Origin of the sequence: Methylobacterium sp. GC_Met_2 (assembly GCF_026540795.1) — a bacterium.
Taxonomy (GTDB): Bacteria; Pseudomonadota; Alphaproteobacteria; order Rhizobiales; family Beijerinckiaceae; genus Methylobacterium.
Genome location: NZ_JALNUM010000141.1, coordinates 1 through 14,747 on the forward strand (window position 1 = coordinate 1; position 14,747 = coordinate 14,747).

The following is a 14,747-nucleotide window of genomic DNA, read 5'->3' on the forward strand; positions in this document are numbered from 1 at the left end:
TACAAGGGCGTGGCCGCCATCGGCCGGGTGTTCGGCCCGGTCATGTTCGCGTGGTTCCTCATTCTGGGTCTGCTCGGGATCGTCGGGATCCTGCACAATCCCGAGATCCTCGCCGCCGCCGATCCGCTCCGGGCGCTCGACTTCATGTTCCATGCCGGTTTTGCCGTCAGCTTCGCCATGCTGGGCGCGGCGTTCCTGGCGGTGACGGGCGGCGAGGCGATGTATGCCGATCTCGGCCATTTCGGCGCCCTGCCGATCCGTCTGGCTTGGTTCGCCCTGGTCCTGCCGGCGCTGGTGCTCAACTATTTCGGGCAGGGGGCGCTGCTGATCGCCGATCCGAGCGCAATCGAGAACCCGTTCTTCCGCCTGTGTCCGGACTGGGCGCACTATCCGCTGGTGGCACTTGCCACCATGGCGACGGTCATCGCCTCGCAGGCGATCATCTCGGGGGTGTTTTCGCTGACCCAGCAATCGGTGCAGCTCGGCTTCCTCCCGGCGATGCGCATCGTCCAGACGGCCCGGGACGAGCGCGGCCAGATCTACGTCCCGGTGGTGAACTGGCTGCTCGCCGTGGCCACCCTCGTGGCGGTGGTGATGTTCGGCTCCTCCGACGCGCTGGCCGGCGCCTACGGCATCGCGGTCTCGATGCTGATGGGCATCACCACGCTGCTCGCCGCGTTGATCGCGCTTCGCTGGGGCTACAACCCGATCCTGGTCTTCGCGGTGAACGGCTTCTTCCTGGCCATCGACCTCGTGTTCTTCGCCGCCAACAGCGTGAAGATCCTGGAGGGCGGCTGGTTTCCCCTGGTGCTCGCCGGCTTCGTCGCGCTGATGATGCTGACCTGGAAGAAAGGCAACGAGCTTGTCGAGGAAGCGCGCGTCCTCCTGCGCCTGCCGGAGGATATCTTCCTCTCCGGCCTCCAACACCGCGAGCTGCTGCGCCTGCCGGGCACCGCGGCCTTCTTGTCGGCGGCCGAGCACGGGATCCCGCTGCACCTGTCCCGGTTCGTGGAGCGCAACCACGCCCTGATGGAGCGCATCCTGATCATCACGGCGCTCTACGAGGAGACCCCGACCGTCGAGCGGGAGCAGCGCGCCCACGTGACGATCCTGGCGCCGGACTTCTACCGGGTGATTCTGCGCTACGGCTTCATGGAGGAGGCCTCGATCCCCGAGGGTCTGGCCTGTGCGGTCGAATCGCGCCACCTGCCGCCGCACGTGCTCGATGACATGACCATCTTCGTTGGCCACGAGACGATCATCGCCAAGAGTGACGATCGCGGCATGGCACCCTGGCGGGAGAACCTCTTCGCCTTCATGCAGCGCAACGCGGAGCGCACCGGCGCCTTCTTCGGAGTCCCGACCCGGCAGGTGGTGGAAGTCGGGACTGAAATCGAAATCTGAGGGATCTGCGGCCGCGTGAGACGCGGCTTTGGAGGGGCAGGACGCACCGAAACGTGTGATTCGATCCGCGTTCCGAACGGAACCGCAACGCTCCCGCCCCGTTCCGCCCCGACGCAGGCGGTGCGCCATCCCGGCGCATGCCGGATCGGAGGGACACGATGAACAGGGATCATCTCGAAGGCGGTCTCCGCCACCTCGGTGGCCGGGCCAAGACGGCTGCCGGCGCGGTCAGCGGCAATCCGGGACGCCAGTTCGAGGGCGCTTACGACCAAGCCGCCGGCGCCGCCCAATACGCCTATGGCGAAGCCCGGAACGCCGTGCGGGACCTGCGCGACGGCGGTGAGCATCTCGTCGAGGAGGGCCGGACTCGGTTCCGCGACGTCAGCGCGCGCGGCCGGGACCTCGCCGACGAGGCCTTCGAGCGCGGGCAGCACTACCGGGACCGCGCCGTTCACCACAGCCGCAGCATCGCGGCACGCGCGGACGAGAATCGCGGAACGACCCTCGCCCTCGTGGCCGCCGTCGCGTTCGCCGTTGGCTGGCTGGCTCGCCCGACCCGCTAACGAAGCGCCTCGTGGACCTGCCGGGGCAGCCTAGCGGCCGTCCCGGCTCTGACGCCGTATCGTGACGCGCTCGCTTGCGCCGAACCGGTGTCTACTTCGGGGGAGCGCGCTCGAGAACGTATAAAGACATGTTTATGTCTTGATTGCTTCGTGGCTCGCGAGGTGGTAGAGGCTCGCGCCGAACCCCACGCGAACACGGAGCGGTCGACACATGGCCAAGGATTACATCGTCAAGGACATCGGGCTGGCTGATTACGGCCGCAAGGAGATCTCGATCGCCGAGACGGAGATGCCGGGCCTGATGGCGGTCCGCGAGGAGTACGGCGCTGCGCAGCCCCTGAAGGGCGCCAAGATCGCCGGCTCGCTCCACATGACCATCCAGACCGCCGTGCTGATCGAGACCCTCAAGGCGCTCGGCGCCGACATCCGCTGGGTCTCCTGCAACATCTACTCGACCCAGGACCACGCCGCCGCCGCCATCGCGGCCGCCGGCGTCCCGGTCTTCGCCGTGAAGGGCGAGACCCTGGAGGAGTACTGGGATTACACCTCGCGCCTGTTCGATTGGCATGGCGGCGGCACGCCGAACATGATCCTGGACGATGGCGGCGACGCCACCATGTTCGTCCACCTTGGCCTGCGTGCCGAGAACGGCGACACTGCCTTCCTCGATAAGCCGGAGAGCGAGGAGGAAGAGGTTTTCTTCGCGCTGCTCAAGAAGAAGCTCGCCGAGAAGCCGAAGGGCTGGTTCGCTGGCCTCGCTGACAGCATCAAGGGTGTCTCCGAGGAGACCACCACGGGCGTCCACCGCCTCTACGTGCTGGCCAAGGAGGGCAAGCTGCTCTTCCCGGCGATCAACGTGAACGACTCTGTCACCAAGTCGAAGTTCGACAACCTCTACGGCTGTAAGGAATCACTGGTCGACGGTATCCGCCGCGGCACCGACGTCATGATGGCCGGCAAGGTCGCCATGGTCGCCGGCTTCGGTGACGTCGGCAAGGGCTCGGCCGCGTCCCTGCGCAACGCCGGCTGCCGCGTGCTCGTGTCGGAGATCGACCCGATCTGCGCGCTTCAGGCTGCCATGGAGGGCTACGAGGTCGTGACCATGGAGGATGCGGCCCCGCGCGCCGACATCTTCGTCACCGCCACGGGCAACAAGGACATCATCACCCTCGACCACATGCGGGCGATGAAGGACCGGGCGATCGTCTGCAACATCGGCCACTTCGACAACGAGATTCAGGTCGTCGGCCTGAAAAACCTCAAGTGGTCCAACATCAAGCCGCAGGTGGACGAGATCACCTTCGCGGACGGGCACCGCATCATCCTCCTGTCGGAGGGGCGGCTGGTGAACCTCGGCAACGCGACCGGACACCCGTCCTTCGTGATGTCGGCCTCGTTCACCAACCAGACGCTGGCCCAGATCGAGCTGTGGTCCAACCCGGGTAAGTATCAGAAGCAGGTCTACACCCTGCCCAAGACCCTCGACGAGAAGGTCGCGGCCCTGCATCTGGAGAAGATCGGCGTGAAGCTCTCGAAGCTCCGCCCCGATCAGGCGGCCTATATCGGCGTCTCCGAGACCGGCCCGTTCAAGCCCGAGCACTACCGCTACTGAGGCTCCGAAGGGCGCGCGGACGCGCCCGACCACCGGTTGCATATCCGGTGGTCGGGCCACGTTTGGAGCCCATTCATGGCGATTCCTGGAGGCCCGGCGCACTGCGTCGGGCCTTCTTGTTTGTCAAGCTGTGTATGCGGGCTCGGACTGTGTCTTCTGTGTGTCGTTAACGACTGATTATGCGCGTCGGTCAAAAGCCACGCTTCGTTCCCCTTCCGGGTGGATTCCTACGCACGGTAGAGTGCCGTCGAATCTTTGATCGATGGGGCCGCGCCGGTTCGGGAGAACCGCCGCGGGGACGGTGCGTTTGGCGCCGCGCGATGGCGCGCGCCGCTCGCATCGCCGTCGACGGCGGGGGCGGGGCAAACCATGGGTGTCGGTCGGGCGACCCACATTCGAATCGGCGTGGGTGCGCTCGCTCTCACCACGGCGAGCGCGGCTCTGGCCGAGCTCGTCGATGCGCCCGCGGCCCATTCCGCGCGCGAGATCCACAGCGTCGCCGCGCTGGCGATCTTCGGCGGCCTGGTCGCCTTCGCGGTCATCCTGTCCCTGCTGCACCTCTATGAGCGCAACCGCTGGACCCGGCGCGAGCGCGAACTGGCCGCGGCCCTCGACGTCCTGCGCGGTGCCCATGACCGCGCCGAGATGCTGCTCAACGCCGAGCGCCAGATCATCGTCACCTGGGACCGGCGCAGCGAACCGGTGGTGGAAGGCGATGTCGGCCTTGCGATCAACGGCGAGCGTCCCACCTCAGGCTATGCCCGGCGCGTCTTGGCCTTCGGCACCTGGCTCGTCGCCGCGGACGCGAATGCGGTCGAGGCCTCCGTCGAAGCCTTGCGGGCGCGTGGCACGGGCTTCACGCTGAGCCTGCGGACGCAGACCGGCCGCAGCATCGAGGCGCACGGGCAGGCGGTGGCCGGCCGGGCGCTCCTACGCCTGCGCGAGACCAGCCAGGAACGCAGCGAGATCGCGGACCTGCGGGCCACCCTGGACGAAACCCGCCGGGGCCTCTCGACGCTGTCCGGGCTGCTCGACGCGATCCCGCAGCCCGTGTGGCGGCGGACCCGCGAGGGCAGCCTGAGCTGGGTCAACGCCGCCTACGTCAACGCCGTCGAGGCGGAGAGCCGCGAGGCCGCCCTCGATGCCGGTCTGGAGCTGTTCGACCGGCCGGCCCGGGAGACCATCGCCCGCGAGGAGGCGGCCCGCGCCGCCGGCCTGACCCGGAGCCTGCCGCGGCTCTCGGCCATCGTGGGCGGCAACCGGCGCATGCTCGACGTGTTCGAGACCAGCCTCGATACCGGACGCGTCGGCATCGCCATCGACGTGTCGGAACTGGAGAGCGTCCGCGCCGACCTGCAGCGGCAGATGAATGCCAATGTCCGCACCCTCGACCAGTTGCCGACCGCGGTGGCGATGTTCGATGTGTCGCAGCGGCTGATCTTCCACAACGCCGCCTACCGTCAGCTCTGGGACCTCGACCAGGCGTTCCTGGACGGCCGGCCGTCCGACGGCGAGATCCTCGATCATCTGCGCGCGAAGCGGAAGCTTGAGGAGCATGCCGATTTCCGGGGCTGGAAGCAGGGCGTGCTCGCCGCCTACCGCGCCGCCGAGGCGAACCAGTCGTGGTGGTACCTACCGGACGGGCGGACGCTCCGCGTCGTGGCGGATCCGAACCCGCAGGGCGGCCTGACCTACCTGTTCGACGACGTCTCCGACCATCTGAACGCTGAATCGCGGTACAACGCCCTGCGCCGCCTGCAGGCCGAAACCCTCGACACATTGGCCGAGCCGGTCGCGGTGTTCGGGGCCGACGGCCGGTTGACGCTCGCCAACCGCGCGTTCCTGACCGTGTGGCAGCTCGACCCCGCGATGGTCGAGGAGCGCCCGCACGTCGATGCCGTCATTGCGGCCTGCCGGGAACTGGCGCCCGCCGAGGAGCCGTGGCTCGACATCCGCGATGCGGTGGTCGGCCTCGAATCGCGGACTGCCAGGGCCTGCCGCCTGGAAGTGGCCGACGGCTCCGTGCTGGATTGCGCTGCCCAGCCGCTGCCGGAGGGTGCGACGCTCCTGACCCTGATCGACGTCACCGCCAGCGTGAACGTCGAGCGGGCGCTCACCGAGAAGAACGACGCCCTGGAGAAGGCCGCCCAGCTGCGCGACACCTTCGTGCACCACGTCTCCTACGAGCTGCGCTCGCCGCTCACCAACATCATCGGCTTCACGCAGCTCCTGGGCGACGAGACGGTCGGCGCCCTCAATGAGCGGCAGCGCGAATACGCCGACCACATCATGCGCTCCTCCGCCGCGCTCCTCGTCATCATCAACGATATTCTCGATCTCGCCTCGATCGATGCAGGCTCGCTGGAGCTTCAGCGCGAGGACGTGGACGTCCAGGCCACCATCGAGGCGGCCGTGCGCGGCATCGAGGACCGGCTCGCCGAATCGCGCATCACCCTCTCCCTCGACGTGCCCGAGGATATCGGCAGCGTGCATGCCGACGGGAAACGCGTCCGCCAGATCCTGTTCAACTTGCTCTCCAACGCGGTCGGCTTCTCGGAGGCCGGGCAACGCGTGGAGGTTCATGCCCGCCGCAGCGGCCAGGAACTGCTGTTGAGCGTACGGGATTACGGGCGCGGCATGCCCCAGGAGATCGCCGACTCGGTCTTCAACCGGTTCGAGAGCCATACCCTCGGCACGCGGCATCGGGGGGTCGGGCTCGGCCTGTCGATCGTCCGCTCCTTCGTGGAGCTACATGGGGGCCGCGTCCATCTGGAGACAGCGACTGGAGCCGGCACCTGCGTGACCTGCACCTTTCCGCTGGATCCGGCCGCCCGGTCTCGCCGCGAGCCGATCCTGGATGTCCTGCCCTCGGCCACGCCGCCGCGAAAGCCCGGGCTGGCGCTGCATTAGGCGGTACGGCAGGCGCAAAAGCCGATGCCGCCGCGACCGTTGGGCTTGATTCTTCAGCCGGTGCCACGCAGCAGGGGATATGTCCAAACAGGATCGCTCCGGCTGGGCCGTCTTCGGCATCGGCGATTTCCGCCTGTTCGGGGCGGCGCGCTTCCTGACGGGCCTCGCCTACCAGATGCAGGCGGTGGCAATCGGCTGGTTCGTCTACGACCTGACCCATTCCCCCCTTGCGCTGGGCCTCGTCGGCCTCGCGGGCTTTCTACCGGCGATCGTTTGCGCGTTGATCACCGGCCATGTCGCGGATGCCTATGACCGCCGCCTCGTCGGCGCCGGGGCCTTCGCGCTCCAGAGCGTGGCGAGCTTCGGTCTCCTGGCCTGCGCCCTGTCGGGCGTCCACGTAATCTGGCCGATCTACGCCCTGGTGATTCTGGTCGGCACCGCCCGGGCCTTCGCCAACCCGGCCCTCCAGGCCTTGCTGCCGACCCTGGTTCCGGCAACGCAGTTCAGCTCGGCCATCGCGTGGAACGCCTCCCTCTGGCAGAGCGCCTCGGTGATGGGGCCGGCGCTCGGCGGCTTCCTCTACGCGCTGGGGCCGGCGGTCGTGTTCGGCGGAGCGGGGGCAAGTTTTGCACTGGCGAGCGTCCTCACCGCGCTGATCCGTTTTCGGCCGGCGTCCGTCGGCGAAAGACCGCCGATCACCTGGGCGGCCCTCTCGGCCGGGATCGCCTATATCCGCTCGCAGCCGGTGGTGCTCGGCGCGATCAGCCTCGACCTGTTCACCGTCCTCCTCGGCGGCGCCACGGCGCTGCTGCCGATCTATGCCGGGGAGGTGCTGCATGTCGGCCCCCTCGGGCTCGGGGCGCTGCGCAGCATGCCGGCCTTCGGGGCCGTCACGATGGCGGTGCTGCTGGCGAACTATCCCCTCCGGCGCCATGCGGGCCTGCGCATGCTCCGGGCGGCGGCCGTGTTCGGTGCCGCCACGGTGGTGTTCGGCCTCTCGACCTCGCTCCCCCTGTCGATGGCCTGCCTGTTCGTCACCGGCGCCGCCGACATGATCTCGGTCTATGTCCGCCAGACCTTCGTGCAGGGTGAGACACCGGACGCCATGCGCGGCCGGGTCTCGGCGGTGAACACGGTGTTCATCGGCGCCTCGAACGAGCTCGGCGAGTTCGAATCCGGGGTGCTGGCCGCCGCGATCGGGGCGGTCCCGGCGGTGGTGGCGGGCGGCGCGGCAACGGTCGGCGTCGCGCTGCTGTGGGGCAGGCTGTTCCCGGCGCTCCGGAATCGGGACCGGCTTACGGTGCAGGGATAAAAGCGATGATCCCTCGACAGCACCATTCGGCACGCAAAAGTGATAATTCTTTGCGGATCAGTCTCTTGAGGGTGTGCCCTGCGGTCCGAAACGCTGTCGCAAGCCGCCGTCCGAACACCCATCGTGATCCGCGGCTCGCGGCCGGAGCCCGACTGGCAGCCGGGCTCCCGCTCGGTCCTGCTCAGCGCCCGCCGAGCAGCGGCGACCACGTCGGATCCGACGCGTAGGCCGGCGTCGGGACCGGCTGCTCGACCTTGCCGGTGATGTCGACCATGAACAGCTTGCCGCCGCCCTGGCCGCCGGGATCGCGGAAGAACAGCACGTACTGGCCGTTCGGCGCGAAGGTCGGACCCTCGTTGTGGAAGCCTTCGGTGAGGACGCGCTCGCCGGTGCCGTCCGGCTTCGACACGCAGATCGCGAATCCGCCGTTGCGCTGGCGCGTGTAGGCGATCAGGTCGCCACGCGGCGAGAAGGCCGGCTGCGAGGCCGAGCCCGAACCGAAGGTGATTCGGTGCGGGTTCGAGCCGTCCGCGCCCATCACGTAGACCTGCTGAGAGCCGCCACGATCCGATTCGAAGGCGATCTGCGCGCCGTCCGGCGAGTAGGTCGGCGAGGTGTCGATCGCCATGCCGTTCGTGATCGAGCGCTGGGCCTTCGAAGCGAGGTCCATGGTGACGATGTCGGCGTTGCCGCCCTGCTGGACGCTCATGACGATCTTGCGGCCGTCCGGCGAGAAGCGCGGGCTCGCACTCATCGAGTCGACACTGCCGAGCGCCTGCCGTGAACCCGTCTCCAGGTTGATCATCTGCACCCGCGGCTGGTGGCCGCTGGCCTGGGCCATGAAGGCGATGTCCTGGGTGGCCGGCGAGTAGCGCGGCGCCACCACCGACATCTCGCCGCTGGTGATCGCCCGGACGTTGGCGCCGTCCTGATCCATCACCATCAGGCGCTTGCGGCGGTTCTCCTTGGGGCCGGTCTCGTCCACGAAGGCGATGCGGCTGTCGAACCAGGGTCCGAGGCCGGTGATCTTGGTGTAGACCGCGTCCGAGATCAGGTGGCCGGTGCGCCGGACATTGGCGGCGTCGGTCCCGTATTGCTGGCCGGTCATCTGCTGGCCGGAGGTCACGTCCCAGAGCCGGAACTCGACCTTGACCCGGCCGGCATCGCGGACGACGCGACCGGTCACGAGCCCCTGGACGCCGGTGGCGCGCCACTTCTCGAAGTTCGGAGCGGCGTCGAAGTTCGGCTGCTCGGGAAAGCGCGCATGCTCGAGCGGCGTGAAATACCCTGAGCGGCGCAGGTTGTTGGTGACCACGCCGGAGACGAGGCCGGCGAGGCTCGGATCGCCGCCGAAATCCGCGATGGCGATCGGCATCGGCTGGAAGTTGCCGCCGCCGATGCGCAGTTGCAGCTGCGCCTGGGCGGGCCCGGCCAGGAAGGCCGTCAGCAACGCGAAGACCGCGATCAGGCGCGCGGCGAAGGACGTCGGGAGGCGCCCGACGGAGGGCAGGTGATGCATGATGGGTCGGATCCGAGTGACGATCTGACGAGGCGGCCGGATCAGGGCGGAAGAAGGGCTGGAGGGCCTCACGTCGCCGTGAATTCGAACTCCGCGTTGATGGCCTTCCAGTCGTTGTAATACGGCGCGTAGGTGGCCGGAATGTTGTACGGCGCGCAGCGGCGGACCGCCCGGAGCGCGGCCTGCGCGATCGACTGATCCACCGAACTCGATCCGCCGCGCATGATCCGCGGCTCGGTGCTGAGCGAGCCGTTCGGGTTCAGGCGGATGTCGAGCACCGGCAGGACCACCCCCTGGGCTGCGCCGGGGGGCGCCGAGTAGCAGCGCTCGATCTGCTGCTGGAGCAGGCCGACCAGGGCGTCCCGCAGCGACGGCGACAGGCGCTGGGCATTGCCGGTCGCGGCGCCGAGCGCGGCCACCTTCTGCACCGTCTGGCCGGTGGCGCCGGTCGATTGCGACGGTGCCTTCGAGGCCAGCATCGAGCGGATGTCGCCCGCATTGAACTTGTTGGCGAGTTCGGCCTGCTTGCGCGCCTTGGCCTCCCCGTCGGCCTTGGCCTTCGCGTCCGCCATCGCCTTGGCCTTCGCTTTGGCGGCGGCATCCGCCTTGGCTGCAGCTTCGGCCTTCGCAGCCTCCGCCTTGGCTTTTGCGGCGGCCTCGGCCTTCTCGCGCTCGGCCTCAGCCTTCGCCTCGGCGAGGTCCTTCTGGCGCTCGGCTTCCGCCTCGGCCTTCGCCTTGGCGTCCGCAGCCTTCTTGGCGGCTTCCTTCGCGGCCTCGGCCTTGGCGGCAGCCTCGGCCTTTGCCTTCGCGGCAGCGGCCTTCTGGGCGGCCAATTCGGCCTCCGCCTCCTGCTTCTCGATCAGCTTCTCAAGCTGCTCGCGCTTCTCGGCCTCGGCCTTCTCGGCGGCTTCCGCCTTGGCTTTCGCTTCGGCCTTTGCCTCTGCCTTGGCGGCTGCAGCCTTCTCGGCCGACGCTTTCTCGGCCGCAGCCTTGGCGGCTTTCTCGGCTGCCTTTTCCGCGGCTTTCTCGGCGGCCGCCTTCTCGGCGTCCCGCTTTTCCTGGGCCGCCTTGGCGGCCTGAGCCACCTCCTGCGGGTCCGGCTCGCTGCGCAGCGGCATCTCCTCCGCGTTGGCGAGCTTCATCTGGGCCGTGCGCGTGGGCGCGGTCGGCGCGTCGGTCTTGGCGTTCTCGGGTTCGCGATCCTCGACCTTCTCGGCCTTGCGGTCGGCGCGGGAGGTCGCGTTCGGCATCGGCTTGTCGGCCTGCCGCTCACCCTTGGTGATCTCGGAGAACTGGTTCTCGGTGATCACCTCGACGGGCACGCCCTCCTGCGCCTCCGGCAGGGCCGGGGCGGCGACGCTGAACAGGGCGAGCCCGAGCAGCGCGACATGGGTGCCGGCGGAGATCCAGACACCCGGTTCCTTGCGGTCGAAGCGGAACTCCACGATCCAGGCCCTACTGATGCTCAGGCTCGGTCACGAGGGCGACCTTCTTGAAGCCACCGCCGGTCACGATCGCCATCACCTGCGCCACCCGGCCGTAATCGACCCGCTTGTCGCCGCGCACGAAGACACGCTCCTCGGTCCCGGTCTTGGCGGTTTCCATCAGCTTCGGCACGATCGTGTCGTCGGTGAGTTCGTCCTCGCCGAGGAAGATCTGGCCGTTCTGGCGGATCGACAGGGTGATCGGCTTCACGTCGGAATTGAGCGGCGAGGCCTTGGATTGCGGCAGGTCCAGCGGAACGCCGACCGTCATCATCGGTGCGGCCACCATGAAGATGATCAGGAGCACCAGCACGACGTCGATGAACGGCGTCATGTTGATCTCGTTGATCGGGCCGCCGCGCCGGCTCCGACGACGGCGCTTGCCGCCCTGCGATGCGCCTGCTGCCATACCCATAATCGTGTCTCCTCCGGATCGGCCTCAGGCGGCGAGCGGCAGACGCTCGTCGATCTGGCGGGACAGGATGGCGGAAAACTCGTCGGCGAAGCCCTCCAGCCGCGACTGCAGCTTGGCGACTTCGGCCTGGAGCTTGTTGTAGGCGAGCACCGCCGGGATCGCGGCGAACAGGCCGATGGCGGTGGCAAACAGCGCCTCGGCGATACCGGGGGCGACGACGGCCAGCGACGTGTTCTTGGAGGCCGCGATCGAGGTGAACGCGGTCATGATGCCCCAGACCGTGCCGAACAGGCCGATATACGGGCCGGCCGAGCCGATCGAGGCGAGGAACAGAAGGCGGGACTCAAGCCGCTCCACCTCGCGGTGGATGGTGACGTCGAGCTGCTTCTCGATGCGCTGCGACAGGGACTGGATCTGGCGGCCCGAACCCTCGAACGAGCGCTTCCACTCCCGCATGGCGGCGACGAAGACGGCAGCCAACCCGGTGGCCGGGCGGTCGTTGAACGAGCGAAAAAGCTCCTCCAGGGAGCGGCCGGACCAGAACGCATCTTCGAACGCGTCCATCTCGGCCCGGGTGCGGCGGAACAGCAGCGTCTTGTCGACGATGATCGACCAGCACCAAATCGAGGCGCTGAGCAGCCCGATCATCACGATCTTCACGACGAAGTGGGCCTGCAGAAACAGACCGAGCAGCGTCATGTCGGCGACAGGCGCGGCCTGCATCGCGTCGGCTGGGTTCATCTGTCGAGGTCTCCTGCTCCGGACCGCGCTGCGCCGGGCGAGGCCCGCGTCCGCCGGATCCGTGAGCGATATCAATGCTGTCGCCCGCGAATCTGTCGAAAGTAAGGGCCATCGGCGGCCCCCGCGCCCCGCCATGGCGGCGGACTTGTTAAGGGCGCGACAGGGTTAAGGATCGGTTTCGATCCCGGCGATCCTGAGGCGTCCGGCTGTTCGAACCGGGGCGGGGTGGACCTGCCGGAACCGGGTCCCGTATGGTCACGGCCGGCGACACCGAGTCGCGCATCACGCGAGATCTGCACAGGAAGCGCATGACACTTCCCGTTCCCAGTCTTCAGGAGCTGCTGCCCACGGGCCATGCCCGGTTCCTCGGATGGTCCTGTATCGCCGATCCCGCCATCGCGGGCGCTTTGGCGCGGGCCGGATTCGACGCGGTACTGCTGGATCAGCAGCACGGGGCCTACGATTACAGAACAAGCTGTGCGGCGATCACCGAGGTGGCGCTCGCCGGCAAGCCCGCCTTGGTACGGGTGCCGGTCGGCGAGTTCGCCATGGTGTCGCGGATGCTCGACGCGGGTGCGGCCGGGATCGTGGCGCCGATGATCAACACGGCGGCGCAGGCTGAGGCGCTCGCCGCGGCCGCCAAGTTTCCTCCGGTCGGTCAGCGCAGTTGGGGCCCGGACCGGGCGATCCTGCTGTCCGGCCTCCGGGACGGGACGGAGTATCTCGCGGGCGGCAATGCACGCGCGCTCACCATCGCCATGTGCGAGACGGCGGAGTCGATCGCAGCCCTCGAATCGATCCTGGCGGTGCCAGGCATCGACGGGATCCTGGTCGGGCCCGCCGACCTTTCGATCGCCCTGTCCCGGGGCGCGGCCATCGACCCGACGGGTTCGGCCGTCACGGCGGCACTCGGCGAGATCGTCCGCAGGACCCTGGCGGCGGGCAAGCTGCCCTGCGCCTTCGCGCCTTCGGCCGCCCGCGCGCGCGAGATGGTGGCGATGGGCTTCCAGCTCGTCTCGATCGCGTATGATTCGATGACCATCGCGGAGGCATTCGCGCGGCTGCTGCGCGAGGCTGATCCGTCCCGGGCGGGCTGAGACCTATCCGGCGGGGCCGAGCCGGCGCCGCAGAGCCTCCGGCAGGCGGACGGCGCGGCCGTCGCGGACACAGGCAACCGTGACCTCGGCGGCGACCAGCAGCACGTCGCCCCGGCGCACCTCCTGGGCAAGCTGCATCGAAGCGCCGCGCAGGGTTCGCGTGCGGGTGACGATGGTCAGCAGATCGTCCATCCGGGCCGGGCTGACGAAATCGAGGCTCATCCGGCGGACCACGAAGACGAGGCCCTGCGCCTCCCGGTGCAGGTCGGACTGGTCGCCGGCAAGGTCGCGCAGCAGCTCCGTGCGGCCGCGTTCCAGAAATCGCAGGTAGCTCGCGTGATAGACGAAGCCCGAGAAATCGGTGTCCTCGTAGTAGACGCGGACGCTCATGCGATGTGGCGGCGCGTCCGCCGCCTTCGGATCGCCGGTCGCGGCCAAGGGTTCGGTCATGCCGGTCCTTTAGCGGCCGCCAGCACGGACGTGCAACACGACGAAGGCCGCCCCTTGGGGGGACGGCCTTCGCGTAAGTCAGAGCGTGATTGGGATCGATCAGCCGCCGATGCGGTTGGCGAGGGTCGCCGAATGCGCGTGCTCGTCGGCGATGTAGGGCAGCGCCTCGTTGGCGAACTTGCGGCCCTGGGCGTTGTCGCCCGACTTCGCGTAGGCGTCGTAGAGCGCCAGGGTCTGAGCGTCGGAGCGGGCCTGCTGATCGACATAAGTCCGATCGAAGGCGCGGCCGTTCGGGGCCGACTGCAGCCGCGCGAGGCGCGCCTGACCGCGCTCGCCGAGCGCCACGCGGCGACCCGGCTCGGCGGGGCTGTTGTCGATGATGCCGACCGCGCCCAGCGCGCCACCCACAATGCTGGTACCGATATTCGCGGCCACGGTCACCGGCGCCAGCACCAGGCCGATCGGGTTGCTCAGATCGGTCCGGATGCCCTCGTTGTCGGAGACGACCGTGCCGTTGCGCGACAGGGACGTGTTCGGGGGCAGCAGGGCGTCAGTGGTCGCCTTGCGCTCAACCAGAACGCGGTTGGCGTAGTTGCGGACCTGCGGGTTGCGCGACCGCTGCAGGGCGATCCGGCTTGCCTCGATGCTGGTGGCGTCCGAGCGCAGGGCCTCGGCGCGGAAGGCCGGGGTCTCGGTGGCGGCGGCGCCCACGCCGTCCTGCTGGGCGAAGGGCAGCACGCGGATCGGCAGCGCGTCCTGCGCGAAGGCCGGAGCGGTGAAGGCAGCGGAAAGGCCGAGGACGGCGAGCGTCATTCTCTTCATGGCGGAAGTTGATCCCTGACGTTGTTCTTGAGGCTGGAAGATCTGTCGCGAACCGAGGGGCAGGGCCCTGAATGCGACAGCCTAGCCGGCACCAAACCAAGTTGGCGCGGTCGCCACCACAACAGGTGCGTCTTCGCCCTGTTCCATGCCGGAACCAAGTTTTTCCCGTCTCGTCAGTTTGAACGCCGGTTGCCAAGCTTGGCTATACAGATGAAAACGTGAGACTAAAATTTAAGTGCTGACAGCATGTTACCGATTTGTATGGCGCCGCTTGGCCGGCGATCGTCTTGGTCATTTCGGGGTCATCGCCCATGAAGCGATTGAATTGCTGACCTGAACGAAGCGCATGGGTCATCACTCGGACGTGTTCAGAAGGCTTATCCCTCGAAAAGACGGGACTGATCATTTCGATCCTTCC

The 14,747-nt window shown here is 68.3% G+C and carries 13 protein-coding genes; 6 read left to right on the top strand and 7 right to left on the bottom strand.

Annotated elements, in window-relative coordinates:
• The 5 genes from OXS49_RS29320 to OXS49_RS29340 form a co-directional block, all read left to right on the top strand.
• On the top strand, positions 1-1,404 hold a 1,404-nt coding region (locus OXS49_RS29320), incomplete at its 5' end, for a KUP/HAK/KT family potassium transporter (protein ID WP_267428177.1).
• Between the two features lie 158 nt (positions 1,405-1,562).
• Positions 1,563-1,967, top strand: a complete 405-nt coding sequence (locus tag OXS49_RS29325; RefSeq protein ID WP_244001174.1) for a CsbD family protein — start codon at positions 1,563-1,565, stop codon at positions 1,965-1,967.
• A gap of 211 nt (positions 1,968-2,178) precedes the next feature.
• Positions 2,179-3,579 (top strand): adenosylhomocysteinase, encoded by a 1,401-nt coding sequence (gene ahcY, locus OXS49_RS29330; protein WP_244001172.1) that lies wholly within the window; start codon positions 2,179-2,181, stop codon positions 3,577-3,579.
• Positions 3,580-3,948: 369 nt separating this feature from the next.
• A complete protein-coding gene (locus OXS49_RS29335; RefSeq protein ID WP_267428178.1) occupies positions 3,949-6,489 on the top strand; it encodes a PAS domain-containing sensor histidine kinase in 2,541 nt (846 codons plus the stop codon).
• A gap of 79 nt (positions 6,490-6,568) precedes the next feature.
• Positions 6,569-7,801 (top strand): MFS transporter, encoded by a 1,233-nt coding sequence (locus OXS49_RS29340; RefSeq protein ID WP_267428179.1) that lies wholly within the window; start codon positions 6,569-6,571, stop codon positions 7,799-7,801.
• Between the two features lie 181 nt (positions 7,802-7,982).
• Here OXS49_RS29340 and tolB read toward each other — a convergent pair whose 3' ends face one another.
• The 4 genes from tolB to tolQ all read right to left on the bottom strand — a co-directional run bounded on the left by tolB (position 7,983) and on the right by tolQ (position 11,960).
• Complete coding sequence (tolB, locus tag OXS49_RS29345; RefSeq protein WP_244001166.1) at positions 7,983-9,320, bottom strand: Tol-Pal system beta propeller repeat protein TolB; 1,338 nt, start codon at positions 9,318-9,320, stop codon at positions 7,983-7,985.
• A gap of 68 nt (positions 9,321-9,388) precedes the next feature.
• The gene (gene tolA, locus OXS49_RS29350) at positions 9,389-10,765 is read right to left on the bottom strand and encodes a cell envelope integrity protein TolA (RefSeq protein ID WP_244001164.1); all 1,377 of its coding nucleotides are present in this window, start codon (positions 10,763-10,765) and stop codon (positions 9,389-9,391) included.
• Positions 10,766-10,775: 10 nt separating this feature from the next.
• Positions 10,776-11,219 (bottom strand): biopolymer transporter ExbD, encoded by a 444-nt coding sequence (locus OXS49_RS29355; protein ID WP_243918374.1) that lies wholly within the window; start codon positions 11,217-11,219, stop codon positions 10,776-10,778.
• A gap of 24 nt (positions 11,220-11,243) precedes the next feature.
• Positions 11,244-11,960 (bottom strand): protein TolQ, encoded by a 717-nt coding sequence (tolQ, locus tag OXS49_RS29360; protein WP_091713126.1) that lies wholly within the window; start codon positions 11,958-11,960, stop codon positions 11,244-11,246.
• A gap of 308 nt (positions 11,961-12,268) precedes the next feature.
• Between tolQ and OXS49_RS29365 the strand changes: the two genes are divergently transcribed.
• Positions 12,269-13,057 (top strand): aldolase/citrate lyase family protein, encoded by a 789-nt coding sequence (locus tag OXS49_RS29365; RefSeq protein ID WP_244001162.1) that lies wholly within the window; start codon positions 12,269-12,271, stop codon positions 13,055-13,057.
• 3 nt (positions 13,058-13,060) lie between these two features.
• Here OXS49_RS29365 and ybgC read toward each other — a convergent pair whose 3' ends face one another.
• The 3 genes from ybgC to OXS49_RS29380 all read right to left on the bottom strand — a co-directional run.
• Positions 13,061-13,507, bottom strand: a complete 447-nt coding sequence (gene ybgC, locus OXS49_RS29370; RefSeq protein WP_244001160.1) for a tol-pal system-associated acyl-CoA thioesterase — start codon at positions 13,505-13,507, stop codon at positions 13,061-13,063.
• A 99-nt stretch (positions 13,508-13,606) separates the two neighbouring features.
• Positions 13,607-14,329, bottom strand: a complete 723-nt coding sequence (locus OXS49_RS29375; RefSeq protein WP_267428180.1) for a DUF4142 domain-containing protein — start codon at positions 14,327-14,329, stop codon at positions 13,607-13,609.
• Positions 14,330-14,531: 202 nt separating this feature from the next.
• Positions 14,532-14,747, bottom strand: a 216-nt coding sequence (locus OXS49_RS29380) for a hypothetical protein (RefSeq protein WP_267428181.1), incomplete at its 5' end; no start/stop codon positions are given.

Coding starts and splice junctions, on each gene's coding strand:
- OXS49_RS29365 (WP_244001162.1), top strand. CDS start 12,269: ATGACACTTCCCGTTCCCAGTCTTCAGGAGCTGCTGCCCACGGGCCAT.
- OXS49_RS29375 (WP_267428180.1), bottom strand. CDS start 14,329: ATGAAGAGAATGACGCTCGCCGTCCTCGGCCTTTCCGCTGCCTTCACC.
- tolB (WP_244001166.1), bottom strand. CDS start 9,320: ATGCATCACCTGCCCTCCGTCGGGCGCCTCCCGACGTCCTTCGCCGCG.
- OXS49_RS29325 (WP_244001174.1), top strand. CDS start 1,563: ATGAACAGGGATCATCTCGAAGGCGGTCTCCGCCACCTCGGTGGCCGG.
- tolQ (WP_091713126.1), bottom strand. CDS start 11,960: ATGAACCCAGCCGACGCGATGCAGGCCGCGCCTGTCGCCGACATGACG.
- ahcY (WP_244001172.1), top strand. CDS start 2,179: ATGGCCAAGGATTACATCGTCAAGGACATCGGGCTGGCTGATTACGGC.
- OXS49_RS29340 (WP_267428179.1), top strand. CDS start 6,569: ATGTCCAAACAGGATCGCTCCGGCTGGGCCGTCTTCGGCATCGGCGAT.
- OXS49_RS29335 (WP_267428178.1), top strand. CDS start 3,949: ATGGGTGTCGGTCGGGCGACCCACATTCGAATCGGCGTGGGTGCGCTC.
- OXS49_RS29355 (WP_243918374.1), bottom strand. CDS start 11,219: ATGGGTATGGCAGCAGGCGCATCGCAGGGCGGCAAGCGCCGTCGTCGG.
- ybgC (WP_244001160.1), bottom strand. CDS start 13,507: ATGACCGAACCCTTGGCCGCGACCGGCGATCCGAAGGCGGCGGACGCG.